The organism is Pseudoalteromonas sp. SR45-1, from assembly GCF_014163655.1.
Taxonomy (GTDB): domain Bacteria; phylum Pseudomonadota; class Gammaproteobacteria; order Enterobacterales; family Alteromonadaceae; genus Pseudoalteromonas; species Pseudoalteromonas distincta.
The window spans coordinates 17,586-43,666 of record NZ_JACJDR010000005.1 but is presented as its reverse complement, the minus strand read 5'-3'; the positions used below and the strand labels follow the sequence as shown (position 1 = coordinate 43,666).

Here is a 26,081-nt window from a genome sequence, read left to right as displayed (position 1 = left end):
AGCCTAGCAGCATAAACTGGCTTAGATTTGTAAACCGCTTAGCTTAATGGATTGCCTTACTCAAGTCACCTGTAAATAAATCACTTAGAGTAATGCTGTTAGTACGTTTTAACCTATACGATAGCTTATTGATTTAGTAGCGCTTCATAAATAAGCGACACCACCGATCCGTACTGCGCGGTTTCAAATTGTTTACCTGTAAATTCGTAACGTTTTTGCGAGCCTTTAATTGCGCTATGGCGAGCATTGGTAAGTAAAACAATAGCCAAGTCGTAAGCGGGGTCAATTACGGTCACTGTACCCGTCCAACCTGTGTGCCCATAAGCCTGCGCACTTGCATAAGGCCCAAAGTGCCAGCGCCTTGCTTGATTATTACCAGCAAGCCTAAAGCCAAGCCCGTAGGTCTCATCGCTTGATTGCGGCGTTAAAAATTGTGCTAAGGCACTGGCACTAAATAATTGTTGGTCGCCGTAGCCGCCATTATTTAGTAATAGCTGGCAAAGCACGGCTAAGTCGTGAGCGTTACTAAACAACCCTGCATGCCCTGCTACGCCATCAAGTGAGTAGTAAGCGCGCTCATCATGCACTTGGCCTTGTAAAACAGTGGTACGAACATTATCAAACTTAATGCGCCCGTCTCGTGTGTTGCCGCTAAGCTCAGTGGCTGCAAATTGCTGCGGCTTAAAGCCTTTTTTAAGTGGATTAAATAACGTGTTAGTTAATTTTAATGGCGCGTACACTTGCTGCTCTAGGTATTCGTCAAGGGGCTGCCCAGTTATGCGCTCAATGAGTACGCCTAAAATCATGTAATCAATATCTGAGTAAACATGCTGCCCAGATGATTTACTACTAAAAGGCACGCTGGTAAGTAATAGCTGTTTGGTGGTTTTACTGTTTTGCGAATAAAACGCGTCGCCGTAGCTGCCATCTTTACGATGAAAGTCAAATACTGGCGGGTATCCAGCGCTGTGTGTGAGTAAGTCTTTTACTGTGCGCTTTGCTCGCCCTTCACCTTTATATTCGCTTAGGTAGCTTTGTACGGGTTTATTAATATTTAATAACCCTTCGCTTACTAATTTCATAAGTGCAAAGTTTGTGGCAAATATTTTGGTGTTTGAGGCAAGATCAAACAAAGTATTAGTTTGCATTGGCTCTGGGCGTAGTAGCATTAAATCACTTTGCTGATATTGCTTTGCATCGCCATAGGCGGTTAATTTTATTAGCTCACCATTTTTAACAACAGCCAATACAGCCCCAGGAAAACCCGCTTTTACATCACGCTCAATTAATTCGTCTACTTCAGTAAAATCTATATGCTTTTTTGGTTCATCGCTTAAAGTAGGAAATGCAAAACGCAGCGTTAAACTTGCGCCAGCAGGGAGAATATTTTCAACTTTAAAGGTATTAACACCGTTGTGAGTATTTTTTGCCAAACTGTAATTATATAAGGTGTTGGCGCTTAGTTGGTTAACGTCGAGCTTTTTATTATTAATGTAAATATCGGCGCTTTGTGCGTTATGGTTTTGTATTAATAATTGCCCGCGCCCTTTGTAAGCTTTAAACGTGCCTCGGTTATTTACATAAAACCGGCTACTTGGATTTACCTCAGGAAACGTTACAACCACTTGTGCATTAGGCAGCTCTACAAGCTGGCTTTTTGTAAGTGTTAGCACCGAGCTAATAGGCTCAGGTGGTGTACTACAACCCACAATAATAAAGCTCAATGCCACTATAAAAGCTTGTTTGATATAACCATACCTTTGATTTTTTAAAGCAATAAACATGCTTAGCCCTTATTTATATAACAAGTAAGGCGCTCTTTGCGCTTTAAATTGCGCAAGTCCCGCCTGCCAGCTTTGTTTTATTTCCGCCTCTGATTGCCCTGCTTCAATAGCTAAGCGCAATTTATTAGTACCCGCTAGCTTATCCATAAAGTCAGCGCGCTCAAAAAACGAGATGTTATTTTTACTAAGCTCCGTGTACGCATTTATTAAGTAAGTTAAATTTAGACCTGTGATATTTGCTTGTCTTAAATCGAGCCCTTGTACGGTTTGGTTTTTAAATTTAGGGTTTAAAGCAGCGCCTTTAATTGCGCGCGGTGTAAAATTAAAATCACCTAATGCTACTGGCGAATAGCCAATTACTTGAAATGCAAAGTCGGTGCCTCTACCAATACTGATAGGCGTTGCCTCAAAAAAGCAAAGTGATGGGTAAAGCGCAATGGCTTGATCGTTAGGTAAGTTAGGGCTTGGTTTTACAGGCAAGCTATAAGTACTTTTGCGAGTGTAATGATCAACAGCGATCACCGTTAATTTTAAATCGGCCGCTTTATTGATCCAACCCTCGCCCTTGATCATTTTGGCAAGTTCGCCAACGGTCATGCCGTGTAAAACAGGAATTGGGTGCATGCCTACAAACGATTTAAATTCTGACTCTAATATTGGCCCATCAACGTAGGCAATATTTGGATTGGGCCTATCGAGTACTAAAAATTCTATCCCCTGCTCTGCAGCGGCTTCCATCATGTAGTGCATAGAGCTTATGTAGGTATAAAAACGCACTCCCACATCTTGAATGTCAAAAATAATGACATCAACATCGGCTATAGCAGCTTGGCTTGGTTTTTTATTTTTACCGTAAATAGAAATAAGCGGAATACCAGTTTTACCATCAACAGCATTTTTCACATGGGCTCCCGCATCGTGATCGCCACGAAAGCCATGCTCAGGTGCAAAAATTTTAGTTATGTTTATGTTTTTAGTCAGTAGAGTATCTACTAAGTGAGTTTCCCCTACGCTTGATGTTTGATTGACTACTAGCCCTACACGTTTATTTTTTAACTGCGGTAAATATTTAGCATATTGCTGCGCACCTACTACAAGTGAGTTATTAGCTTCGTTGGCTTGCACACTTGCAATAAAAATGGCGCTAAAAATAAAAAACAACGTAATAAATAGGGTTTTAAACATACTGCAATATCCTTTTAAACAAGGCGTTTAAAATAACATAGGTAATAATAAAGAGCAGCTTTAGAAAAGGGTTAAGTGGGCTTGAGTAGATATAGTGATTAGAAGCTGTCGCTTCTCACGCGAGCAGGCTCAGCGTCTACAACGGATAAATAAACTCGGAGTTTAGATTTAAAGATTAGAGATGGTTTTGCTTGAAAATACCACCTCTCATTTTAAGCTTAAAGATCGTATTTAACCTTCTTAGAGCTAAACGCTTCTAGTTATTTAATTTCTTGGTCAATGAACCACTTAAAGATCTATTATACAAAGAGAAGCGAAAGAGAAGTAAATGAGAAGACATAAACTCGGGTTTATTAGTTTAGCTTAGCTTTATTACTACCTCTAAAAGCGCAGCGCCTCTTAACCTCTTTGTGAATAAATTACTTATTTCTGGCGTTGCCAACGAATAAAATCTTATAAATTATATTTTTGAGGGGGGAATAGAAGCTGTCGCTTCTCACGCGAGCAAGCTCAGCGTCTACAACGGATGAATAAGCTCGGAGTTTAGATTTAACGATTAGGGATAGCTTTACTTGAAAATACCACCTCTCATTTTAAGCTTAAAGACCGTATTTAACCTTCTTAGAGCTAAACGCTTCTAGTTATTTAGTTTCTTGGTCAATGAACCACTTAAAGATCTATTATACAAAGAGAAGTAAATGAGAAGACATAAACCCGGGTTTATTAGTTTTGCTTTATTACTACCTCTAAAAGCGCAGCGCCTCTTAACCTCTTTGTGAATAAATTACTTATTTCTGGCGTTGCCAACAAATAAAATCTTATAAATTATATTTTGAGGGGGAATAGAAGCAGTCGCTTCTCACGCGAGCAAGCTCAGCGTCTACCACAGATGAATAAGCTCGGAGTTTGGATTTAACGATTAGCACTGGTTTTACTTGTAGGCTTACAGCTTGCTGACGCGACGAACGAAGCTCGTAAATAAAGTATCAGTTATATCGGTGGTAAGTAATTAGAAGCTGGCGCTTCTCACGCGAGCAAGCTCTGCGGCTACAGGAGTGGTAGTTTACATTTCACTTTATTTTAGGCACAAAAAAACCGACTTAATGTCGGCTTGTTTATGAAAGTGGTGGGCGCAGGACGTATCTTGTAAGAGTGAACCTCCGACTGCTTGGTTCTCAATTCACCTAAACCTACACTTCACTTCACTTCACTTTATTTTAGGCACAAAAAAACCGACTTAATGTCGGCTTGTTTATGAAAGTGGTGGGCGCAGGAGGATTCGAACCTCCGACCGCTCGGTTCGTAGCCGAGTACTCTATCCAGCTGAGCTATGCACCCACTTTCATAGATTGCTTATTTAAACTCTAAGCAGAGCGTATTAATTCAGGCATAAAAAAACCGATTTCCATCGGTTTATTTTTCTTACACTTAAAAGTGTATGAAAACATGAAAGTGGTGGGCGCAGGAGGATTCGAACCTCCGACCGCTCGGTTCGTAGCCGAGTACTCTATCCAGCTGAGCTATGCACCCACTTTCATTTTTACTATTACTTGTTTTTACTCTAAGTGAGAGTTTTACTTATTTATACTCTAAGTAGAGTTTATAAAGTGGTGGGCGCAGGAGGATTCGAACCTCCGACCGCTCGGTTCGTAGCCGAGTACTCTATCCAGCTGAGCTATGCACCCACTTTATAGTTTGCTTATTTAGACTCTAAGCGAGTTATTAAAGTATGGTGGGCGCAGGAGGATTCGAACCTCCGACCGCTCGGTTCGTAGCCGAGTACTCTATCCAGCTGAGCTATGCACCCATACTTTAAAATTTTACAAAACACGCCATTAAAAGAAATGGTGGAGAGGGAGGGATTCGAACCCTCGATAGAGCTACAAACTCTATACTCCCTTAGCAGGGGAGCTCCTTCGGCCACTCGGACACCTCTCCGTCTTGTGGGGCGTATAATAAAGATTTCAGAAAATATGTCAAACACTTTTCTACCAAAAACGACTATATGGTTACAGATTGCACATATGCTTGGTTTAAAAGTGTAATTAGTTTGAAATTTAAGCGGGTTACGTATTTTTATTTGAAGGATTAACACCTAGCACGGGAACTAAGTCATCAGTTAACTGAGCCAAATACTGTTCTTGGTAACCTAATTGTTGAAATTCAGCGATACAAGCACGGTAGTAAGCGTTTCGTTCTTGCTCTGATGTGCATTCTTCTGATAAATCATCTACTCGTTTGTCTTTCATACTATTATTCTAAGTCCTTTAAGAATCTATATTTAACTGCTAAATACCAGCAGTGTAAATTTCGTGCGTATTCTAGCTAAAACCTTTGTACAAACACAACATATGTTTAAAAAACAATCATACTAAAAAGTTATAGCACTGTTAGTTTTAATATTAAAAACTTCCAATAACAATAAGTTAGTGAAGCTGAATTGCACATTAATCAGCACTAATAATTACCTTTAATTTTTAGTGTAGTACTTATTAATTAAAACACTAATTATAAGTAAAAAAAACGCCGCTATTAAGCGGCGTTTATTAACTTACTTTGTTCTACTAAAGCTTAGTCAGCTTGTGGACGCATATGCGGGAACAAAATAACGTCTTTAATTGTTGATGAATCAGTAAACAACATTACTAAACGGTCAATACCAATACCTTCACCAGCCGTTGGCGGTAAGCCGTACTCTAGTGCGCGTATGTAGTCTTCGTCGTAGTGCATTGCTTCATCATCGCCTGCGTCTTTCTCTTCAACTTGACGAGTAAAGCGCTCAGCTTGATCCTGTGCATCGTTAAGCTCAGAGAAACCATTTGCAAGTTCACGGCCGCCAACAAAAAACTCAAAACGGTCGGTAACAAATGGGTTTTCGTCGTTACGGCGTGCAAGTGGTGATACTTCCCACGGGTAACCAGTAATAAACGTAGGTTGAATAAGCATGTGCTCTGCTGTTTCTTCAAATATTTCACAAAGAAACTTACCTGGACCCCAAACACAGTTTTCAGGAATTTTAACGTGCACTTGTTTAGCGTACGCTTTTAACTCTTCAAAATGGTTTTCTGGGTCGTTAAATACTGCAGCATCAAACTCAGGGTTATATTTTAAGATAGCATCCGCCATACTTAAACGTGTAAACGGTTGACCAAAGTCGTATTCAACTGAATCGATAACTTCGCCGTTTTCGTCCTTAGTTGTATTAACTACAATTGCACTACCTAGTACGTTTTCTGCAACAGTACGTAGCATATCTTCGGTGATGTTCATCAGGTCGATGTAATCAGCGTATGCTTGGTAAAATTCAATCATTGTAAATTCTGGGTTGTGACGTGTAGATAACCCTTCGTTACGGAAGTTACGGTTAATTTCAAATACACGATCAAAACCACCTACCACTAAGCGCTTTAAGTAAAGCTCTGGCGCTATACGTAGGTACATGTCGATATCAAGCGCGTTATGGTGAGTTACAAACGGACGCGCAGATGCACCACCAGGTATAACCTGTAGCATAGGTGTTTCTACTTCCATAAAGTCACGGTCTGCTAAAAAGCGACGAATGCCTTCAACTACTTGTGAGCGAATGCGGAATGTTTCGCGCGTTGCTTCGTTAGTAATTAAGTCAACATAACGTTGGCGGTACTTTGTTTCTTGATCTGATAAGCCATGGAATTTTTCAGGTAACGGGCGAAGTGACTTAGTTAGTAATTGATACTCAGTCATTTCTACGTATAAATCGCCTTTACCCGATTTATTTAACGCGCCTTTAACACCTATAATATCGCCAGTGTCTAGCTGACCATATTTTTCTTTAAGGTCTTTTTGAACATCTTTAGATGCATACGCTTGTACGCGACCTTTCATGTCTTGAATTACAAAAAATGGTCCACGCTTTGCTAAAATACGTCCAGCAATAGACACAACTTCTTGTAGTTCAACTAATTCTTCTTTGCTCTTATCACCAAACTGGGCTTGCAAATCAGCCGTGTAATGCTCACGACGGAATTGGTTTGGATGACCGTTGGCTGGGCAATTTTCGCGTATCGCGTCTAACTTGCCGCGACGCTCAGCGATTAACTTGTTTTCGTCTTGGATTTTATCAGTCATTTTTTAGCTCTTTATTAGCTTGGTGGTTATAGGCCAGATTTAAGGCTGGCTTCAATAAATTTATCTAAGTTACCGTCAAGTACCGATTGGGTATTGCGGTTTTCAACGCCTGTACGTAAATCTTTAATACGTGCGTCATCAAGTACGTATGAACGTATTTGGCTACCCCAACCTATATCAGATTTAGCGTCTTCTTGCGTTTGTTTTTCAGCATTTTGCTGCTGTAGCTCAAGCTCGAATAATTTAGCTTTTAACTGCTTCATCGCTTGGGCTTTATTTTTATGCTGTGAACGCTCGTTTTGACACTGCACTACGGTATTTGTTGGTACGTGAGTAATACGAACCGCCGATTCGGTGGTATTAACGTGCTGACCACCCGCGCCTGATGCACGGTAAACGTCTATACGTAGGTCTGACGGATTAATATCAATTTCAATATTATCGTCAATCTCTGGGTATACAAACGCAGAAGCAAATGAGGTATGACGACGACCACTTGAGTCAAACGGGCTTTTACGCACTAAACGGTGAACGCCTGTTTCTGTACGTAACCAACCGTAAGCGTATTCGCCAACAAAGCGAACTGTTGCGCCTTTAATACCGGCAACATCACCGTCGGTTGCTTCAACTAGCTCAACTTTAAAGCCTTTAGCCTCGCCCCAACGTAAATACATACGAAGTAGAATATTACACCAGTCTTGTGCTTCAGTGCCGCCAGAACCCGATTGTAAATCAAGGTACGCATCGTTTGAGTCATGAGGACCTGAAAACATACGACGAAACTCTAAACCTTCTAACTGCTCGTTTAGATCGCTAAGTTCGCTTTGTGCTTCATCAAAGGTATCTTGATCTTCGGCTTCTACAGCAAGTTCAAGTAGACCTTCAACGTCATCAGTACCAGCTACAAGGTTGTCGATTGTTTCAACAACAGCCTCTAATGCTGATTTTTCACGGCCAAGCGCTTGTGCGCGTTCAGGCTCATTCCATACGGCTGAATCTTCAAGTTCGGCGTTAACTTCTTCTAGGCGTTCTTGTTTAAGAGCGTAGTCAAAGGTACCCCCGAAGCAATTCAGTACGTTCGCGAATTTCCTTGATTTGGTTAATCACAGGATTCACTTCAAACATGTACATCACTCCAAAATGGCTAGGTAATTGCGCCCCTTTACATGGGATTTTCGCAACAAATTATCGTCAAATGATAAAAACGCCCGATTTTAACAAAAAACCGCGCGCTTTATTAGCCTTTTATGCATGATTTGTGCATATTTTTTAGTGCACTTTTTCAAGCTCTCTAACTATTAATTGCAGCGTAAATTTACCTCTAAACTCATTTATATCGAGTTGATAGGCTACTTTTACAAACTTCGCTTCTGTGTCGGGCCATTCTTTTACATCAATACCAAAGGCAATGGCGTCAACTAATCGCCCTGATTGATGCTTTAGCACCAGCTTTAAATGCTTTTCGCCGACTATGCGCTGCTGTATTACTTCAAAGGTGTGCTCAAACACCGGCTCAGGAAATTGCTGCCCCCACGGGCCCGATTGCTTTAATAGCTGAGCAAACTCCATCGTAAAGCAGTTGTTTGGCAGCTCACCGTCGGTAAATACAATGCAGCGTTTACTTTCTTCACTCAGTTGCGCACTCACGGCAGCATCAAATGCTTTTTTAAAGTCATTAAAGTGTTGCTCATTAATACTTAAACCAGCGGCCATTGCATGGCCACCAAATTTATTAATTAAGTGTGGGTCGGCTGTATTTAGCCCTTCGAGTAAGTCGCGCATGTGCAACCCTTCTATAGAGCGGCACGAACCTTTTATTTCACCGTTTTCGCCACCAGCAAATATAACGGTTGGTCGGTGGTATTTTTCTTTTAAGCGACCAGCCAAAATGCCAATAACACCTTGATGCCAATCGTCTTGAAACAAGCAGATTGCATCAGGGACGTTATCGTCGCTAAATGCGAGTCTATCAAGCACGGCTTGCGCCTCGGCTTGCATGCCTTGTTCTATTTCGCGCCTTGCAAAGTTTAAACTATCGAGCTCGCTGGCAATACTACGTGCTTGATTTATATCGGTGCTAAGTAAGCATGCTATACCCAAACTCATGTCGTCTAATCGCCCTGCTGCATTTAAACGCGGCGCAAGTGAAAAGCCAAAGTCGCTTGCGCTTAAGCGGGCAGCATTGCGGTTAGCCACTTCAATAAGCGCGGTGATGCCTGGGCGTGTTTTACCACTGCGAATACGTGCTAAACCTTGATGTACTAAGGTGCGGTTATTTGCATCAAGTGCGACCACGTCAGCAACCGTACCAAGCGCTACAATGTCGAGCAAGTTAGCTAAATTAGGCGGCGGTCGCTGCTCAAAATAACCAAGGTCTCGCATTACGCTTCTCAGTGCTATTAGTAAGTAAAAAGCAACGCCAACGCCTGCTATAGATTTAGACGGGAAGTTACATTCGTGCCTATTTGGATTTACTATTGCATCGGCATTTGGCAGCTGCTCACCTTGTAAGTGATGATCTGTTACCAGCACTTTAATACCAACCGCTTTTAAAATATCAATACCAGCAATACACGATATGCCGTTATCTACGGTGATCACTAAATCAGGCTTTATTTGTACTATTTGCTCTGCAAGTGCGGGGCTTAAACCATAACCTAAGCTAAACCGGTCAGGAATTAAGTAATCTAAATGCTTAAAGCCAAACATCTCAAGGCCTTGCATTAATGTTGCAGTACTTGTTGCGCCATCAGCATCAAAATCGCCGACTATTAATATTTGGCTTTGCGCTTTTAATGCTTCAATTAATAAATCGCTGGCTTTGTCGATATCTTTAAACAATTTAAAATCGTGAAGCGTAGCTACGCTGTTATTTAGCTCGTCGGCATTAAATACATTGCGGTTAGCATAAATTTGTTTAATTACAGGGTGTAAATTACTCGGTAGATGCGAGTCGTCAACGTTTTCACGCGCAATGATCAATTTTTTCATGCAGAGTTTTAACTTATTGGGTCGTATTAAAAAGACAAAAAAAGGCCATTAAGGCCTTTTTATTAGCTATAAAACGTATTACGACGCTTTGTTAGCATCTAATGCTGCTTTTAGTGCTGCTGCTGGCTGGTAACCTGGGATCATCGTACCATCTTCTAAAATAATAGCGGGTGTGCCGCTAATACCAAAGCTTTGACCTAATTGGTAATGCTCTGCAACCGGTGCGCTACAGCCTGCAACTACTTTAGTGCTTGTACCAGACTTAGCTTCTGTTAGTGCTTCTTGCTGATCGCGTGCACACCATACGTTCATTAAATCGGCGTAGCCTGAACCTTGTAAGCCACCACGTGGAAACGCAAGGTACTTAACGGTAATACCCGCATCAAGTAAATCGTCTAACTCGCGATGTAATTTACGACAGTAACCACAGCTAATGTCGGTAAATACGGTAATACTGTGTTTTTCGTTTGGTGCTTTGTACACAATCATCGAATCTTCGTATTCTTTAATGCCCTCTACACGCACGCCGTTTAATGCTTGCTCTGTTAAGTTGTTACGATTATTTAAATCGATTAACGTGCCTTGCATTAAAAATTGACCATCTGGACTTGCGTAAAGCACGCCCTTATTAGTGATCAACTCTTTTAAACCCGCTACTGGGCTTGGGTTAATTTGCTTTACAGTTACACCAAGCTCGGCAAATTTAGTAATAATAGGATCATTAGCATCTGGTGTTACAGCAACGCCATTTGCAAATGCACTAATACTTGTGCACAACATGGCACCTGCTAACATTAATTTTTTCATAACTTCTCTCTATCCTAAAAACACTTAATATATTGACCGGCTTAATAATATTTACTTTCAAACTTACGCTCGCGGATGATGCTCTGCGTGTACCGACTTTAACCGTTCATTGGCAACATGGGTATAAATTTGCGTCGTTGATAAATCGCTATGGCCCAACATCATTTGTACCACACGTAAATCTGCCCCATGATTTAATAAGTGCGTAGCAAAAGCATGGCGCATGGTATGGGGCGATAATGGAGACTCAACTGATGCCAAAATAGCATAGTGTTTAATTCTATGCCAAAAGGTTTGTCGCGTCATGCCTACTCCGCGCTTAGATGGGAACACAAAATCGGTGGCGTGTTTTATCATTTGTGCACGCCCACCCTTTAAAAACTGCTCCAGCCAATACATGGCTTCTTCACCCAATGGCACTAAGCGCTCTTTGTTACCCTTGCCTTTTACAAACACAACCGCTTGGCGCAAATTAATTTGCTCCATACGAAGCCCAACAAGCTCACTTACACGCAACCCCGTTGCATAAAGTAGCTCTAGCATGGCTTTGTCGCGCAGTCCCATCGCTTCTTCTGTGTTGGGCGCATTTAACAATGCCTCAACTTCAGCTTCTGAGAGTGTTTTAGGTAACGACTGTCCGGCTTTTGGTTGAGCAATGTTTAGCATCGGCGAATCACTAATTATTTTTTCGCGCACAAAATACTGATAAAAACGCTTTAGCGCACTAATGCTACGTGCTGTACTGCGTGGTTTTAAACCTAAATCAACTCGATGGGCTAGGTAGCTTTCTATGTCGAGCCCCGTTACCGTCATTAAATTTTCGCCCTTTAAAAATAGGCAAAACTTATCTAAATCACTGCGATAAGCGCTTAATGTATTTTCGCTTACGCCTTGTTCTAAGTACAGGCTATCTAAAAAGGTTTCTAGGTAGTCGCTATTACTGCTCATACTGCTGTTATTTTCAAAAGAATCGTCAGATAGCGTTGTCACATTATGCTCTCATGCTTTGCTAAGGTATCAATTAAAAATACCTTACGGTAAACTTGAGCCTATCATATCAGGCAATTACACAGTGATAAATACGATGCAAATTGGTTTATTTTTTGGTTCTACTACGTGCTACACCGAAATGGCAGCAGAAAAGATTCGCGACATTATTGGTGCCGATATAGTTACCCTGCACAATATTAAAGACGAGCCACTAAAAAATGCAGAGCAGTACGACTTTATCATCTTTGGTATTTCAACATGGGATTTTGGTGAAATACAAGAAGACTGGGAGTCAAAGTGGGACGACATAGCCGACGTAAACCTAAATGGTAAAACCATTGCTTTATTTGGCATGGGCGATCAACAAGGTTACGGGCAGTGGTTTCAAGATGCGCTAGGCATGCTACACGACGAAATAAATACGCAAACATTTACTCAACTTGGTTTTTGGCCAAACGACAGTAGTTACGAGTTTGAAGCTTCAAAAGCATTAACGCCTGATGGTAAACAGTTTGTAGGACTCGCGCTCGACGAAGACAGTCAATACGAGCTAAGCGACGACCGCATTGCAACATGGGTTGAACAGGTAATGACTGAATATAGCGAAACGCTTTAATTAGCTAATAAGTAAAAAGCCCGCAACTAGTTTAGTTGCGGGCTTTTTAACTAGGGTCTGTTGATCTTTTAAGGTTAAATTTGCAGCAGTCTGTTTGGTATTTAGGCAAGGCAGAGCCTATGCAGTGTGATTATTCCCCATAAATGGGCGATAACGTAGCATTTATGCCAAACAGGCGCTGCCCAAAGGGTTCTTCCTAGGGGCTACTTACTCTTTGTTGCTCGGTTTTTACTTAGCCCACTAGGTTACAAATCTCGCGCCGCGATTAAATAGCCCCTAGTTTGAACAAATTTTAATCCGCAAAGTTCAACAGACCCTAATAATATGAGTAATTTATTGAAACGTCATAACATTGGTCGTTTGTGGGTAATATCCATCAGCCATTACAATGTACGGCAATAAATTACTTAACCATTTTTGTTGTACGCTTTGGCTGTAATTTAAGTAAAGCTTACCTTCGTGAATATAAAATGCTTCTGGATCTATCCCTACGGCATTCCCCTCATCAGCCATTGCATAAGCGCACCAGCCACCGTATTGCGGTGCATAACGCTTTGGGTTTTCTGCAAATGCCGTTTTGTTTTCTTCACTCGAAAAATGCCAGTCGGCACCTAAATAACTAAACGTATATTTGTCGCTGCCTTTAACGGCTTTATTTTGGGTAAAATAAGCAACACTGTCATACCCTTTAATAGCCGTGTTATTAAACCAGCCCGTGTTTACCGCATCATCCTTTGCGTTTGCCCCACCGCTTATTAACAGTGTGCTAAGCATTATTAAAGCAACTATGTACTTAATCATATTTTACCCTCTTATTTACTCAAAATTTTATGCCAATTAAATATGGCAGGCTTAGTGAGTAAGAAAGGCAAAGCGCAAAAATGATTTCAGTTAATGCTTAATTATTTAACGTTTAGTAATTAAGTAAGTAGTTAAACTTACTCAACTCTTAGCCAATATTGGTTTCGGTAAAAAAAGCCAATGTAACCGCGCACTTCGAGCTTTTTACCTTCATCTTGCGGGGTTAATTGTAAGGTGTAGGTTTTACCATTTGTTGGGTCGAGTATTTCACCGTCTCCCCATACGCCATCATCTTGTGCTTTTACATCGGTGATTATGGTCATTCCTAAAATAGGCTGATCTTTTAGCTCATCATCACACTTACTGCATATATCATTTTGTTTTGCAGGGTTAAGAATGGTTTCAACTTTGCCGCTTAATACACCGTTGGTTTGGGTAATACGTACATACGACTTAGCTTGGTTTGTATCCTCATCAATCGTTTTCCAAAGGCCTACTGGCGTAATAGCAGCAAGCACACTTTGGCTTGCAAAAATGGTGGCTGCTAACGTGCTAAGTAATGCTATTTTATTTAACTTTTTCATTGTGTTGTCTTTAAATCAAGTGACTAATGACTTAATCATAACAGGTGATTTATAAACACACTACCAAAGCGCCCCACCTAAAATAACAACAAACCTAAACTAATAATCATTAGTTTAGGTTTAAGGATCTGTAGCATAAAAAACAAAGCAACGTATTACCTTACTTTAAAAACAACATCCCCTATTTTTAGATTTGAATATTCAGGCTCAACTAAAGATAATTCGTTATTATCAATCATGCTTTCAAGGTATCTAATCTCTTCAGGATTTTCGACATTCATATACTTTGAGCGCCACTTACCCATGTCGAATAACCAGAAATATGCGGATATATTTTCATTACTTTCGTCAATCACTATAAAATCGAGTTCATCATCTTTGTTTAAATCCATGCCAATGAAATAGTAAGTATGTTCTTTTAAAGAGTTACGATCGTAAAAATGTTGTTCAGAAAATACTGCCTCTATTAAACCTTGAGGTATTAGCACTTGTGATGGCCAAAATACACTGCGCTCAATAAAATCATCGACTGTGTGTTCAAGCGTTAAAGCAAACTCATTATTTACATACATCCTATCGATGATAGCGTATTGCTCTGGGTGACTCGTTTCAATTTTCTGTTTTAATAACTGCATAGCTAAATAACCTTGGCGACCTAAGCTGTGCTCAAAATAGTAATAGTCAAACTTTTCTATTGTTACTTTATCTGCATCTAAACGCGCTATTTGGCTGTTTGTAGATAAGCTTTGAAAATTTAATAAAGGGGAGTTAACAGCAAGCATACTAACGAGCACCACCCACCCCATCACAATATTTATTTTGCTAAGCGGCTCTAGCCAATTGTCTCGCTTTGTTATAATTCCAACAAGATAACTAAACGAAAAACACGCCAATAAAAACCAAATCAAAATGCCCCAACAACGATCTACTGTTAGCCCATGCTGCTCTACCCGTAAGTAAATTCCATAGGCAGAAATAACACTATAAACTGGAAGTAACGCAACGCTTATAAAAACGAGTCGGTGCAAGAGCATGTGATAAGGGCGAACTGATGAGTCATCTTTATAAATAGTGTTAACAAAAAACAACGTGAGCACCTGCAGCCACATTACTAATAAACTGCCGCTTCCGGTCTCCCATAATTTATTGAGTCCGGTAAAAGGAAGTGTTGCTAAAAAACCGAGAGAAATAACTGATAAAACAGGCAATAAAAACTTAATTAAAGTTTGTAGTAAAAAAGCGATATTATCTTCTATGTTCAAAAGCTTTCTAAATATGACACTCGCAAAGGCAAATGCGAGCGTTAAGGTTGGGATCCAAAACCATTCATTTCTTAGTAGCTCAGAGAAAAATTCTATATCTAAAATATCAAATAAAGCCGCACCTAAATTTAGAATTCCCCAAAAAATAAGTACAAACAGCCAGCATTCTCCAAATATTATAAAATTACGCCAAGAGAGCTTAAATAAACGACTGTAACTAACATTTTCTGAGCTACCAAATTGTTGTATGTACATAAGGCCTTTAAAGCCAGCTATTAAACTAGTAAAAATAAAAACTGACATTAAAGTGTTATTACTTACGTACTCTTGAGGCTCTTGCTGAAAGCCAACATACGCCCCCAATAAAGATAACAACAAGGAAAAAGGAAGGATTAAAAGCAACGACGTTTTTATATTATTTTTATTAACGGTCATTAGCATTAATAAAGGAAAGCTCATAGAAAATGTAATAAGTGAGACTAACAATGTAGGGCTTGTTGCTGGCCACACATTATTTTCTATACTGCTATACAAAAGGGTAAGAGCAATAGCCTGTAATACGGCAAGTATAATTATAAAAGATTTTGGTAACTGACTATCCATATCTGTTCTCAACAATAGGTTTTAGTCAGTTTGCGTTATTCGTTCCTATTTTACAATTGCTTTACATTTTCAAATAAAATGCTTTGCATAGGGCTATATAATCAGCGGTGTAGGTATTATCTAAGTTTCTAATACACAGAATTGACGTTTCTAAATCGCTTTTTACGTAGCTAAATGCCATTAAACTGCGGCTAATATCTTTATTGGGCGTGGCTTTTACTTGGCAATGAGTATTTAAATAAAGCCCATTTTGAGTAGCAAGCTCAATAAATAATGCACCTTCAACGCTTGGGAGTATTAAGCTAAAGCGAGAGCGGCTATGGCTTAAACGTTTAAACGCATTTATTAACTCTTCAAAACTTAAGCCGTCGGTATGGCGTGCGGTATTACGCGCAGCATTATCGCCTTTTAAACTGTGATTAAAATACGGTGGATTAGAGATAACAACATCAAACTTAACTTCGCTACTAAAGCTTTGAATAGTTTGGTGCTTAATACTTATTGTTGGCCACGGACTATTAGCTACATTTTGTAATGCTTGGGTATAGGCGCTTTTGTCAATTTCTACCGCAGTTATATCAAGCTCATTACTGCGCTGCTTACACATTAATGCTAGTAAGCCGGTGCCAGTGCCTATATCAAGTAATGACTTTGCACCGCTTAAATTAGCCCATGCGCCAAGCAAAATGCCATCGGTAGAAACTTTCATTGCACAGTGGTCGTGTTCAACTTTAAATTGTTTAAATACAAAACCAGACATTTTTTCACCTTTTCATTCACCAAGCGCAGCATAGCGCGTATAATCAGGGTAATTGTCCCTTATTTTAGACACTCTATGCAATTTTCTGAATTTGATCTTGATAACAAGCTACTCGATGCCATTAATAAAATGGGCTACGAGACGCCAACCAGCATTCAACAACAAGCTATTCCTGAAGCACTACAGGGGCGCGATATTTTAGCATCTGCGCCTACTGGTACAGGTAAAACAGCGGCATTTTTAATTCCGGCTATTCAGTACTTACTGGATTTCCCACGTCGTGATCCTGGTTTTGCGCGCGTCCTCGTTATGACCCCGACTCGTGAGTTGGCTTATCAAATTCATGAACAATGTGAACTGCTAGCTAAACGCACACACCTAAAAATTGGTGTAGTAACAGGCGGTATTAACTACGGCACGCATAAAGAAATTTTTGAAAAAAATAACGATATTTTAATCGCCACACCAGGTCGATTAATGGAATACCTAGAAACCGAAAACTTTCATGCTGAACACGTAGAAATGCTTATTATTGATGAAGCAGATCGCATGTTAGATATGGGTTTCAAAAAAGAAATGAGCCGTATTTGTGACGAAGCTAAAAATCGTCGCCAATGTTTTTTATTCTCAGCAACACTCGAAGGTGACAGCGTAGAAAGGTTTGCTGAAAAAACATTAAACGACCCAGCTCTATTAGAAGCTGAATCGTCACGTAAAGAAAAAGCTAAAATTCACCAGTGGGTACATTTAGCCGATGACTATCATCATAAACTAGAGCTTTTAGTAAATACCTTAAATGGTCCAGACGTGACTAAAGCAATTGTGTTTGTTAAAACCCGTGAGCGTTTAGAAACACTGATTGGCGAGCTAACCAATAACGGCGTTAAAGCAGCTTGGTTACGCGGCGAAATGCCACAAGACAAACGTATGAAAGCCATGGAAAACTTCCACAGTGGCAAAACACGTATCTTAATTGCTACCGACGTAGCTGCACGTGGTATTGACGTATCTGACATTAGCCACGTTATTAACTTTGATATGCCGCGCACTGCCGACGTATACGTACACCGTATTGGTCGTACTGGCCGTGCTGGTAAAAAAGGGATTGCAATATCATTAGTTGAAGCACACGACATTGGTATTTTGTATAAAGTAGAGCGCTACGTTGAACAAAAACTAAAACGCCGTGTAATTAAAGGTGTTGAGCCACAGCATAAAGAAGCTAAGCCGCCGGCTAAAAAGCGTAAAGATCCAGTAAAAATGAAAGCCAAGAAAAAGGCCAAGGTTAAAAAGAAAAAGTAACCTAACATATTTTTATTCTAAGCCGACTTTTGTCGGCTTTTTTAATGCAAGCCTTACAGGCTCTGCTGTTTGTACCTGTTACATATGTAACCCAAGCATGTAACTCATACTCATTTAAATGTAATTTTTGCCCACCTGAATTCCCACTTAATAAAATTCCCTTATATTTCATGGCGTTAATATTGGCACCGAAATTGTAACTACAAAGATAACCTAGCCGATGGAATTTCCATATTGTGGCTGCACTATTCACCGTAATGTAAGGATTAAGTTATGAACCGCTTCAAGTTAACTATCGCTTTAGTATCATTTTGTTGTTTATTTTTATTAGCTTGCGCTACAAAAGTAAGTGCAGCAACCAATATGGCCGTAGTAAGCAGTGTAGCCACTCAACCTAACTTACAACAAGCTATCACCAACACCCTACGAACTAATCCTAACCTAGCGTTAAGTGATATTCGCGTGCAGGTAAAAAATGGTGAAGTAGATTTATACGGTGAAGCACAAACTGGTTTTCAGCGCGCACTAGCTCAAAAGTTTTTAGAAAATATGGATGGGGTTAAAATCATTCGTAACAAAATTAGCGTTATTTAATACGCACCACAAAAACCTATTTGTATAACTAATTCATAAGCGCGGCTTGTTACTCCAACACAAGCTGCGCTTTTTTATATTCAGTTTAAGGCAAGTTTTGCTGCTGTAAAAAAGATAAAATAAAGCCTAAGCAATACGATTATTCCTCCCCTTAAAACGATAGCTCACACTTATACTTAAGAAGATAGATTTAGAATTGACGCTAGCGTGTTTGTCTTTGCTCTTTTAACCCTTAAGTTAACCCAATTGATACTGAAAAAGCTTACACAGATTCTTAAGCCGACCTAACGGGCTTAAAAAGGATGATTTAGTTATTGAAATAGATGAGGGCGTTATTTCAGAGTGTGCAGCAAAGGCAGTAAAAAAATCGTTGGGTAAACACTACTTTTACTTGTTAATACTCCCATGACCAAACGCAACTAATTAGAATTGATATTCAATAAACACAAAACTAGGTATTTAAACTTTTAGCTAATAATCCGTTTATAAAAAAAGCGCAATTTTACTCTGTAAAAATGCGCTGCTGGTAAGTAACTATTTCCCAATGCTTTTGCCTAATGAGTTTTAACTAAATTACTCACTTTGGCTAGAGTCAGCACCGTCGCTACTGTCTTTATTGGATGACTGCTGGCTTATTTTATCGCTTATCATGGCATCGAGTTTCTCACCGCCTTTAATACCAAAATCTAAAGTACGAATTGGGAAAGGAATACTAATATCAGCTTCGTCTAATGCTTGCTTAACGGCAACAACACCTTTGTGGCGTACCGTCATAAAGTCAGGCTCGCCTGGGTATTTAATCCAAAACCACACCAGTAAGTTAATGCTGCTGTCGCCAAAACCTTCAGCGTATACAGCGGTTTCGTCTTTACGTATTACAAAGTCAAATTCGTTAATCTTATCGACTATAACGTCTTTTGCTTTTTCTATGTCGTCGCCATACGAAATACCTACGGGTACTTCTATACGTCTTATACCTAGCGTGGTGTAATTTTTTAGTACATTTCTAAATAAGACTTTGTTTGGTACAAGTATTAGTTGCCCGTAAAAGCTCTCTATTAGCGTGTTACGTAGGTTTATAGAATGCACCGAACCAAACACATCATCGGTTTCTATTACATCACCTGTTTTAAATGGCTTACGTACACCCATTGCTATACCTGCAATTAGGTTTTCGGTCATGTCTTGAAACGCAAAACCAATGGCTAAACCCACAATACCCGCACCAGCAAGTAGCGAAGTAACAGTGCCTTTTAAGCCAACAAAATCGAGCGCTATAAATAAACCTATGCACAACACAATAACTTTAAATATTGACGCCATTAAGTCGGCAATTTGCGTTGAATCGAGAGAGCGGCGCAACACGTTTTTCATCAGCTTGCCAGCAAAGCGCGCCAATATTGAAAATACTATGGCAATTACAATTGCCACTATAAAATTAGGGATATGGCTGATAACAACATCAAACCACCCTCCGAGCTTTTCCTCTATTAGTTTTTCGGCTTCGCCAACTGACGGAATACTGATCATTTTGTTTGCACCTATTTAATTAATAATCTCATTAATATTAGATATAGTTGCAAATATAACGCCAGTATCAAAAAAGCCATGCAATGCATGGCTTTTCAATTGTTTATTTAAGCTTATGACCTAATTTTGTTCGTCGCGCATAAATACCGGCTCAAGCTCTTTAACTGTTGCCTCAGGGCTAAAGTAATAACCCGCCACAGTAAACTCTTTAAGCTGACTTAATTGCGTTACTTTATTTTCGATAATGTAGCGCGCCATCATGCCGCGTGCTTTTTTAGCGTAAAAGCTAATTACCTTATATTGACCGTTTTTACAGTCTTTAAAGTGTGGGGTAATAATTTGTGCATTTAATGCTTTTTTATCTAGCGCTTTAAAGTACTCGTTTGAAGCAAGGTTAACTAAGTATTGCGCGTCTTGTGCTTTTAATACGTCGTTTAGTTTGTTCGCTATTACGCTGCCCCAAAACTCGTATAAGTTTTTGCCACGCGAGTTTTCAAGCTTGGTGCCCATTTCAAGACGGTAAGCTTGCATTAAATCAAGTGGTTTTAATAAGCCGTATAAACCCGAGAGAATACGCAAATGGTTTTGTGCGTAATCAAGCTCGCTAGCTTTAAGCGTGCTTGCATCTAAACCGCCGTATACATCGCCATTAAAGGCAAGCACTGCTTGTTTAGCATTACTTTGTGTAAACGGCTGTGCCCACTCACTAAAGCGTGCTGCGTTAAGCCCAGATAGCTTATCGCTAATTTTCATTAAACTGCCAATTTGCGCTGGTGTTAGTTCACGGCATACTTTCATGAGCTCTTCGCTGTGCTCTAGTAATTCAGGCTGAGTGAACTTGTCTGTTGCGGGTGGCGTTTCGTAATCAAGATTTTTTGCAGGTGAAATAACAGTGATCATAGTTAGCTATTGACTTGTAATTTATTTAGTGTCAATTTCAACATTAAATGAAACGAAAAGCACGTTTTGTTTAAATAAATCCTCTCTTAATAACCCATGCATTGCCGTTTTTCTATTGATAAGGACATAAGACCTATCAAGCATTGTCACACTGTTGCAGTATGGATTGTATATATTAAGAGTGATTAGATTTTTCTTTTAACTTGCTTGGAATGAGGAAAGCAAATGACTTCAGCTCTACAAAGGCTAAAACAACATTCATCTATCGTAGCCGACACTGGTGATATTGAAGCTATTAAAAAGCATCAACCAGAAGATGCAACTACAAACCCGTCGCTTTTATTAAAAGCGAGCGAGATTGAAGCATATAAGCCTTACCTAGATAAAGCTTGGAGCTATGCAAAAGAAACCGAGCAAGAGCCAGCTAAACAGCTTGAACTAGCATGTGATTACTTTGCCGTGTTACTTGGTAAAGAAATTAGTGAGATTGTACCTGGTTATATTTCTACTGAAGTAGATGCACGCCTTTCGTTTAATACGCAAGCGACTATTGATAAAGCACATACCCTACTTAGCCTTTACGAAAAAGAAGGTGTAAGCAAAGATAAAATTTTAATCAAAGTAGCGTCTACGTGGGAAGGCATTAAAGCCGCTGAGCAGCTAGAAAAAGAAGGTACTAAATGTAACCTTACTTTACTATTTAGCGATGCCCAAGCTCGCGCATGTGCCGATGCAAACGTATTTCTAATTTCGCCATTTGTTGGTCGTATTTTAGATTGGCATGTTGCTAACGGTATGGAAAAACCAACCGATCCGCTACAAGATCCAGGTGTTCAGTCTGTACGCAGCATTTTTGAATTTTACAAACGCCATGATTACAAAACAGTTGTGATGGGTGCAAGTTTCCGTAATACAGGCGAAATTATTGCTCTTACTGGTTGCGACAAGCTAACTATTAGCCCTAATCTTTTAGAAGATTTAGGTAACCTTGAAGGCGCACAGGAATACTTGCTAGAAACAGATATTCCTAAAGAGCCAAAACCAGAGCCACTTACAGAAGCGCAGTTCCGTTGGTTACATAACCAAGATGCTATGGCTACTGAAAAACTAGCTGAAGGTATTCGCTCTTTTGCTGATGCACAAGAACAACTAGAAGCGCGTTTTAAAGCAATGTAATTTGCTATAATCGTGTTTTAGAAAACGTCGCAATAGCGGCGTTTTTTTATGCCTAAAATAGGCTACTTCTCTATTTAACCTTCATATAATCTTCGTATAAACCTTCATCAATTAATCACACTTATGTAACATAACTGTCACTTTTTTATTCTATTTTAACTAGGCCTGTGGTATAGGTATTCTTGAGGTCAATAAAATCAATAGGAGAAGTTCATGGATAGCCTAAACGATATATTAGAGATATTAGAAGGACCAGATACAACAAGAAAAACCTCTCAGAAAAATAAAAAAAGAAAATGGCGTGAAATAGAAGCAATAAAAGACAAACAGCGCCTACGTAAAGAACTACAAGAACTAGACTACTTTACAGACAGTATTGCAATTGATGAGCTCGATTTTTAATTCAATACGCCCCAACTAAACAAAAAGGCTTCCAGAATCTGGAAGCCTTTTTTAATGGTTTAAACAATTTGAGTTCTTTAGAATAAATTAGATTTGCCAGTTAATTGGCTTATTTTTTTTGGCTTGCAATAACTCATTCGTTTGTGAGAAATGCTTACAACCAAAAAAGCCTCTATGCGCCGAAAGCGGCGATGGGTGCGGCCCTTTTAAAATATGATGGCGAGCGCTATCTATGTCTTTACCTTTTTTTTGTGCATGTGCCCCCCATAAAATAAATACCACACCTTCGCAGTGCTTATTAATATGGGCAATTACATTATCGGTAAATAGCTCCCATCCTAAATGCTTATGTGAATGCGCTTGCCCTTGCTCAACGGTCAATACTGTATTGAGTAAAAACACGCCCTGATCTGCCCAGCTTTGCAGGTAACCATGCTCAGGAATAATAAACCCGCTGATATCGACAGCTAACTCTTTGTACATATTTTTAAGCGACGGTGGCAGTTTTTTTACATCAGGCAATACCGAAAAACACAAGCCATGCGCTTGCCCTTCCCCGTGGTATGGGTCTTGTCCTAAAATTACGACGCGGATGTCATTAAGTGCGGTGGCATCAAAAGCACTAAATACTTGAGCTTCAGGCGGGTAAACAGCAACACCTTCATTGCGGCGATTAGCCACATACTCTAACGTTTGCTGTATGTAAGGTTGCTGTAATTCACTTTCTAAAAATGTAGCCCAATTGCTCATTGCGTACTCTTAATCTGTTTACGTGATGCGTCTATTTTAACACACATATCCGCGAGTCCATCTAGCATGCGCGGGGTAAAACGATGTAATAAATCGGCATTTACGCTAATAAATTGATCATTTTTAACTGCTGGTACTTCTGGCCACTTTTGCCAATTAACAACCGGCTGTGGTGTTTTTGATTTTTCATCAGGGATAATAATAACTTGTGGCTTAGTAACAATAACATTTTCGATACTAATTTGCGGGTAATCTGTAACGCTCTGTGCAAATACATTGCTTACATGGCATGTTTCAATCAGCTGATTTATCCATGTGTTTTTACCTACCGTCATCATAGGCTCAGCCCATAACTGATAAAATCCGGTAATATTTTTTTTATCTTGCTGGCTTTTAATAATCGCGTTTAGTTTTTGTGTAAATGCATTTGCCGCTTGCTGGCTTTGCTCAATATTCCCTGTAAATTCACCAAAAGTAAGTAACTCGTCGGCTACACCAGCGATTGTGACGGGGTTACTCAAATACACTTTTATACCTAAACGCTCTATTTGGGCTAAATCTTCGCTTTGATTTCCGCTTTTCCACGCAATAACTAAGTCGGGTTTAAGCGCTAACACTTTTTCAAGCGAGATGCCGTAATAACCCCCTATGCGCTCAATACTTTGGGCTTCACTTGGGTAGTCGGCGTAATCAACCGTGCCCACAATATTATCGCCCGCCTCTATGGCAAATAGGTTTTCGACAATGTGCGGTGCAAGCGCGATTATTCGCAGTTTTTTAGAATCATTAGCCAGCTCTGCAAGTGCACTGCCCGATACACAAAAAAGCAGCACCCCAATAGAAAACGCTTTAAACATTAGTAATCAAACCCTTCGAGCGCTTTTATGCCTGAGTCGAATGCGTGTTTTACATTACGCACTTCACTTACTGTGTCGGCAAGGTCGGTTAAAGTACGATGCGCTGCACGCCCTGTAATAATAACTGACTGCATGGGTGGGCGGTTATTAAGCGCTGTTACTACTTCATCTAAATCAACATAGCCGTATGTCACCATATACGTAAGCTCATCGAGTAATACTAAATCAATACTGCTATCAGCAAGCATGCGTTTTGACTCTTGCCATGTTGCTTGGGCGGCTGCAGTATCGGCTTCTTTATTTTGTGTATCCCAAGTAAAACCGGTGTTCATTACAACAAACTCAACACCTGCACTTTGTAATAAATTACGCTCGCCACATTCCCACGTACCTTTAATATATTGGCAAACGGCTGCTTTTTTACCATGTCCAACGCAGCGTGCTACAACGCCAAAGCCTGAGGTTGATTTACCTTTACCATTACCGGTAATTACCTGAAAAATACCTTTTACATCTTGTGCGGCGGCAACACGTGCATCCACTTGTTCTTTTACTTTTTGTTGGCGCTGCTTATGCTTATCGTTGTTTTGTTCAGTCATTATTGTGCCCTTCATAAATCGAGATAATTTGCTGTATGTTTAAATGCGTTTCGCACATGGTTGCTAATCGTTCTAACTGCTGCTCGCGGTGAGCGGCAATACTAATTGGGTTAATTGAGGCGCTTGGTTTTACCCATTTTAAAATTTGCGATGTAGCATCGGCTTCATCAAATAAGCCATGTAAATAAGTGCCCGCAATGGCGTTATCATCGCTAATAAAGCCATCAAACGTAAAGCCATGTGGGTGGCTTTCATCAAAGGTTAAAAATGGCTTATTAAGCGCTGCACCTTGGCTAATCCCTGCATGAATTTCGTAACCACTACAGGGTGTTGATTGGTTATTTAAAAGCAGTGTAGCGGTTATTTTAGTTAATACTTTTTGTGTTGTTAGCGTGGTTTCAAAATCGCACAGAGCAAGCCCATTTACTTGCTTTAATGATGACTCAATACCCTCGGGATCGTTGAGCGTATTGCCCAGCATTTGCATGCCGCCACAAATACCAAGTACTTTACCACCATAGCGTAAGTGGCGCTTAATTTGAGTGTCCCAGCCTTCATTTTTCAAAAAACTTAAATCACCCAGCACATTTTTACTGCCTGGGAGAATTATCAGATCAACGTCTGGGATCGTTTGCGTATGGCGCACATAATTTATATTAATGTTTGGGTGCAAACGCAGTGCATCAAAATCGGTGTGGTTACTAATGTGGGGTACAAGCAGCACTGCAATATTAATTGTGGCGTTAGTTACGTTATTATCAATTGCGACGGCGTCTTCAGCATCAAGCGCAAGGTCGTGTAAATAAGGTAATACGCCAAGTACGGGTTTGTTTGTGTATTCTTCAAGCCAATCAAGCCCGCCTTGCAGCAAACCTATATCGCCTCTAAAGCGGTTTATAACAAAACCCTTTACGCGCGCTTGTTCTGACTCGCTTAACAACGCAAGCGTACCTACCAAGTGTGCAAATACGCCGCCTTTATCAATATCAGCAATTATAATTACTGGGCAATCTACCTCTTCGGCGTAGCCCATGTTAGCAATATCGTTTTCACGCAGATTTATTTCAGCAGGGCTCCCAGCCCCTTCAACAAGGAGTAATTCAAAGCGTTTAGCTAAGCGGTTATGTGAAGTAATTACTGCATCCATCGCCACTTTTTTATAGTCGTGATATTTGCCCGCTTCCATATTACTAATGGCTCTTCCGTGAATAATCACTTGTGCGCCCGTGTCGCTATTAGGCTTAAGTAATATAGGGTTAAAGTCTATTTCTGGCTCTACTTTAGCTGCTATTGCTTGCAAAGCTTGCGCACGACCAATTTCGCCGCCATCTTTTGTTACTGCGCTATTAAGTGCCATATTTTGTGGTTTAAAAGGCGCAACCTTTACCCCTCGCTTAGCAAACACCCTGCAAAGGGCAGCAACTAAAGTGCTTTTACCAGCATCTGATGTAGTGCCTTGCACCATTAAGGTTTTCATGGAA

Annotated in this window: 23 protein-coding genes and 5 tRNA genes; 5 read left to right on the top strand and 23 right to left on the bottom strand. The window is 40.0% G+C overall.

Features of this window, described 5'->3' with window-relative positions; genetic code table 11:
- Positions 1 to 125: 125 nt before the first annotated feature.
- The 13 genes from pbp4b to xerD form a co-directional block, all read right to left on the bottom strand.
- The gene (pbp4b, locus tag H5089_RS06750) at positions 126 to 1,784 is read right to left on the bottom strand and encodes a penicillin binding protein PBP4B (RefSeq protein WP_182711819.1); all 1,659 of its coding nucleotides are present in this window, start codon (positions 1,782 to 1,784) and stop codon (positions 126 to 128) included.
- Between the two features lie 9 nt (positions 1,785 to 1,793).
- Complete coding sequence (locus tag H5089_RS06745) at positions 1,794 to 2,969, bottom strand: exo-beta-N-acetylmuramidase NamZ domain-containing protein (RefSeq protein WP_182711818.1); 1,176 nt, start codon at positions 2,967 to 2,969, stop codon at positions 1,794 to 1,796.
- A 1,261-nt stretch (positions 2,970 to 4,230) separates the two neighbouring features.
- Positions 4,231 to 4,307 (bottom strand) — tRNA-Arg (locus H5089_RS06740).
- Between the two features lie 115 nt (positions 4,308 to 4,422).
- Positions 4,423 to 4,499, bottom strand: a tRNA-Arg gene (locus tag H5089_RS06735).
- 78 nt (positions 4,500 to 4,577) lie between these two features.
- Positions 4,578 to 4,654, bottom strand: a tRNA-Arg gene (locus H5089_RS06730).
- Between the two features lie 45 nt (positions 4,655 to 4,699).
- Positions 4,700 to 4,776 (bottom strand) — tRNA-Arg (locus H5089_RS06725).
- 38 nt (positions 4,777 to 4,814) lie between these two features.
- A tRNA-Ser gene (locus H5089_RS06720) sits at positions 4,815 to 4,907 on the bottom strand.
- A gap of 128 nt (positions 4,908 to 5,035) precedes the next feature.
- Positions 5,036 to 5,218 (bottom strand): hypothetical protein, encoded by a 183-nt coding sequence (locus H5089_RS06715; RefSeq protein WP_010553261.1) that lies wholly within the window; start codon positions 5,216 to 5,218, stop codon positions 5,036 to 5,038.
- A gap of 322 nt (positions 5,219 to 5,540) precedes the next feature.
- Positions 5,541 to 7,076, bottom strand: coding sequence for a lysine--tRNA ligase (gene lysS / locus H5089_RS06710; RefSeq protein ID WP_002961420.1), 1,536 nt, complete (start codon positions 7,074 to 7,076; stop codon positions 5,541 to 5,543).
- A gap of 26 nt (positions 7,077 to 7,102) precedes the next feature.
- A protein-coding gene (gene prfB / locus H5089_RS06705) for a peptide chain release factor 2 (RefSeq protein WP_100218355.1) occupies positions 7,103 to 8,201 on the bottom strand; the annotation gives its coding sequence in 2 pieces (ribosomal slippage) (positions 7,103 to 8,125 and positions 8,127 to 8,201; 1,098 coding nt in all).
- A gap of 144 nt (positions 8,202 to 8,345) precedes the next feature.
- Positions 8,346 to 10,067 (bottom strand): single-stranded-DNA-specific exonuclease RecJ, encoded by a 1,722-nt coding sequence (gene recJ / locus H5089_RS06700; protein ID WP_182711817.1) that lies wholly within the window; start codon positions 10,065 to 10,067, stop codon positions 8,346 to 8,348.
- Positions 10,068 to 10,145: 78 nt separating this feature from the next.
- On the bottom strand, positions 10,146 to 10,874 hold the full coding sequence (gene dsbC, locus H5089_RS06695; RefSeq protein ID WP_002961417.1) for a bifunctional protein-disulfide isomerase/oxidoreductase DsbC: 729 nt from the start codon (positions 10,872 to 10,874) through the stop codon (positions 10,146 to 10,148).
- 63 nt (positions 10,875 to 10,937) lie between these two features.
- Positions 10,938 to 11,864, bottom strand: a complete 927-nt coding sequence (gene xerD / locus H5089_RS06690; RefSeq protein WP_002961416.1) for a site-specific tyrosine recombinase XerD — start codon at positions 11,862 to 11,864, stop codon at positions 10,938 to 10,940.
- A 94-nt stretch (positions 11,865 to 11,958) separates the two neighbouring features.
- On the opposite strand from xerD, the gene fldB reads away from it, so the two are divergent.
- Positions 11,959 to 12,480, top strand: a complete 522-nt coding sequence (fldB, locus tag H5089_RS06685) for a flavodoxin FldB (RefSeq protein ID WP_182711884.1) — start codon at positions 11,959 to 11,961, stop codon at positions 12,478 to 12,480.
- A 333-nt stretch (positions 12,481 to 12,813) separates the two neighbouring features.
- Here fldB and H5089_RS06680 read toward each other — a convergent pair whose 3' ends face one another.
- From H5089_RS06680 to H5089_RS06665, 4 genes are all read right to left on the bottom strand, one after another.
- Positions 12,814 to 13,281, bottom strand: a complete 468-nt coding sequence (locus H5089_RS06680; RefSeq protein WP_002961413.1) for a YHS domain-containing (seleno)protein — start codon at positions 13,279 to 13,281, stop codon at positions 12,814 to 12,816.
- Between the two features lie 137 nt (positions 13,282 to 13,418).
- The gene (locus tag H5089_RS06675) at positions 13,419 to 13,865 is read right to left on the bottom strand and encodes a DUF2147 domain-containing protein (protein ID WP_182711816.1); all 447 of its coding nucleotides are present in this window, start codon (positions 13,863 to 13,865) and stop codon (positions 13,419 to 13,421) included.
- A gap of 155 nt (positions 13,866 to 14,020) precedes the next feature.
- Complete coding sequence (locus tag H5089_RS06670) at positions 14,021 to 15,730, bottom strand: DUF4153 domain-containing protein (RefSeq protein WP_182711815.1); 1,710 nt, start codon at positions 15,728 to 15,730, stop codon at positions 14,021 to 14,023.
- 61 nt (positions 15,731 to 15,791) lie between these two features.
- A complete protein-coding gene (locus H5089_RS06665) occupies positions 15,792 to 16,490 on the bottom strand; it encodes a tRNA1(Val) (adenine(37)-N6)-methyltransferase (protein WP_182711814.1) in 699 nt (232 codons plus the stop codon).
- Between the two features lie 75 nt (positions 16,491 to 16,565).
- On the opposite strand from H5089_RS06665, the gene srmB reads away from it, so the two are divergent.
- Positions 16,566 to 17,792 (top strand): ATP-dependent RNA helicase SrmB, encoded by a 1,227-nt coding sequence (gene srmB / locus H5089_RS06660; protein ID WP_002961405.1) that lies wholly within the window; start codon positions 16,566 to 16,568, stop codon positions 17,790 to 17,792.
- A gap of 273 nt (positions 17,793 to 18,065) precedes the next feature.
- On the top strand, positions 18,066 to 18,386 hold the full coding sequence (locus tag H5089_RS06655; protein WP_010553266.1) for a BON domain-containing protein: 321 nt from the start codon (positions 18,066 to 18,068) through the stop codon (positions 18,384 to 18,386).
- Positions 18,387 to 18,959: 573 nt separating this feature from the next.
- Here H5089_RS06655 and H5089_RS06650 read toward each other — a convergent pair.
- Both H5089_RS06650 and yaaA read right to left on the bottom strand, forming a co-directional pair.
- On the bottom strand, positions 18,960 to 19,916 hold the full coding sequence (locus H5089_RS06650) for a mechanosensitive ion channel family protein (protein ID WP_024596180.1): 957 nt from the start codon (positions 19,914 to 19,916) through the stop codon (positions 18,960 to 18,962).
- A 120-nt stretch (positions 19,917 to 20,036) separates the two neighbouring features.
- Entirely contained in the window at positions 20,037 to 20,816 is a 780-nt protein-coding gene (gene yaaA / locus H5089_RS06645) for a peroxide stress protein YaaA (protein WP_182711813.1), read from the bottom strand.
- 225 nt (positions 20,817 to 21,041) lie between these two features.
- Between yaaA and tal the strand changes: the two genes are divergently transcribed.
- Positions 21,042 to 21,992 (top strand): transaldolase, encoded by a 951-nt coding sequence (gene tal / locus H5089_RS06640; RefSeq protein ID WP_002961397.1) that lies wholly within the window; start codon positions 21,042 to 21,044, stop codon positions 21,990 to 21,992.
- Positions 21,993 to 22,205: 213 nt separating this feature from the next.
- Positions 22,206 to 22,394, top strand: a complete 189-nt coding sequence (locus H5089_RS06635) for a DUF3545 family protein (RefSeq protein ID WP_002961395.1) — start codon at positions 22,206 to 22,208, stop codon at positions 22,392 to 22,394.
- An 87-nt stretch (positions 22,395 to 22,481) separates the two neighbouring features.
- Here the strand turns inward: H5089_RS06635 and ung are convergent, their stop codons facing one another.
- From ung to H5089_RS06615, 4 genes are read right to left on the bottom strand one after another with little or no spacing between them, the layout of a single operon-like run.
- Positions 22,482 to 23,144, bottom strand: coding sequence for a uracil-DNA glycosylase (ung, locus tag H5089_RS06630; RefSeq protein ID WP_182711812.1), 663 nt, complete (start codon positions 23,142 to 23,144; stop codon positions 22,482 to 22,484).
- Positions 23,141 to 24,001, bottom strand: a complete 861-nt coding sequence (locus H5089_RS06625; RefSeq protein WP_182711811.1) for a cobalamin-binding protein — start codon at positions 23,999 to 24,001, stop codon at positions 23,141 to 23,143. The genes ung and H5089_RS06625 overlap by 4 nt, the downstream gene beginning before the upstream one ends.
- Positions 24,001 to 24,600, bottom strand: coding sequence for a cob(I)yrinic acid a,c-diamide adenosyltransferase (gene cobO, locus H5089_RS06620; RefSeq protein WP_024604202.1), 600 nt, complete (start codon positions 24,598 to 24,600; stop codon positions 24,001 to 24,003). Before cobO ends, H5089_RS06625 begins: the two co-directional genes overlap by 1 nt.
- On the bottom strand, positions 24,593 to 26,077 hold the full coding sequence (locus H5089_RS06615) for a cobyric acid synthase (RefSeq protein WP_182711810.1): 1,485 nt from the start codon (positions 26,075 to 26,077) through the stop codon (positions 24,593 to 24,595). The genes cobO and H5089_RS06615 overlap by 8 nt, the downstream gene beginning before the upstream one ends.
- Between the last annotated feature and the right edge of the window lie 4 nt (positions 26,078 to 26,081).

Coding starts and splice junctions, on each gene's coding strand:
- H5089_RS06625 (WP_182711811.1), bottom strand. CDS start 24,001: ATGTTTAAAGCGTTTTCTATTGGGGTGCTGCTTTTTTGTGTATCGGGC.
- recJ (WP_182711817.1), bottom strand. CDS start 10,067: ATGAAAAAATTGATCATTGCGCGTGAAAACGTTGACGACTCGCATCTA.
- H5089_RS06635 (WP_002961395.1), top strand. CDS start 22,206: ATGGATAGCCTAAACGATATATTAGAGATATTAGAAGGACCAGATACA.
- tal (WP_002961397.1), top strand. CDS start 21,042: ATGACTTCAGCTCTACAAAGGCTAAAACAACATTCATCTATCGTAGCC.
- H5089_RS06680 (WP_002961413.1), bottom strand. CDS start 13,281: ATGATTAAGTACATAGTTGCTTTAATAATGCTTAGCACACTGTTAATA.
- H5089_RS06665 (WP_182711814.1), bottom strand. CDS start 16,490: ATGTCTGGTTTTGTATTTAAACAATTTAAAGTTGAACACGACCACTGT.
- pbp4b (WP_182711819.1), bottom strand. CDS start 1,784: ATGTTTATTGCTTTAAAAAATCAAAGGTATGGTTATATCAAACAAGCT.
- H5089_RS06675 (WP_182711816.1), bottom strand. CDS start 13,865: ATGAAAAAGTTAAATAAAATAGCATTACTTAGCACGTTAGCAGCCACC.
- ung (WP_182711812.1), bottom strand. CDS start 23,144: ATGAGCAATTGGGCTACATTTTTAGAAAGTGAATTACAGCAACCTTAC.
- H5089_RS06655 (WP_010553266.1), top strand. CDS start 18,066: ATGAACCGCTTCAAGTTAACTATCGCTTTAGTATCATTTTGTTGTTTA.
- H5089_RS06615 (WP_182711810.1), bottom strand. CDS start 26,077: ATGAAAACCTTAATGGTGCAAGGCACTACATCAGATGCTGGTAAAAGC.
- cobO (WP_024604202.1), bottom strand. CDS start 24,600: ATGACTGAACAAAACAACGATAAGCATAAGCAGCGCCAACAAAAAGTA.
- H5089_RS06715 (WP_010553261.1), bottom strand. CDS start 5,218: ATGAAAGACAAACGAGTAGATGATTTATCAGAAGAATGCACATCAGAG.
- fldB (WP_182711884.1), top strand. CDS start 11,959: ATGCAAATTGGTTTATTTTTTGGTTCTACTACGTGCTACACCGAAATG.
- H5089_RS06650 (WP_024596180.1), bottom strand. CDS start 19,916: ATGATCAGTATTCCGTCAGTTGGCGAAGCCGAAAAACTAATAGAGGAA.
- lysS (WP_002961420.1), bottom strand. CDS start 7,076: ATGACTGATAAAATCCAAGACGAAAACAAGTTAATCGCTGAGCGTCGC.
- yaaA (WP_182711813.1), bottom strand. CDS start 20,816: ATGATCACTGTTATTTCACCTGCAAAAAATCTTGATTACGAAACGCCA.
- dsbC (WP_002961417.1), bottom strand. CDS start 10,874: ATGAAAAAATTAATGTTAGCAGGTGCCATGTTGTGCACAAGTATTAGT.
- H5089_RS06670 (WP_182711815.1), bottom strand. CDS start 15,730: ATGGATAGTCAGTTACCAAAATCTTTTATAATTATACTTGCCGTATTA.
- srmB (WP_002961405.1), top strand. CDS start 16,566: ATGCAATTTTCTGAATTTGATCTTGATAACAAGCTACTCGATGCCATT.
- H5089_RS06745 (WP_182711818.1), bottom strand. CDS start 2,969: ATGTTTAAAACCCTATTTATTACGTTGTTTTTTATTTTTAGCGCCATT.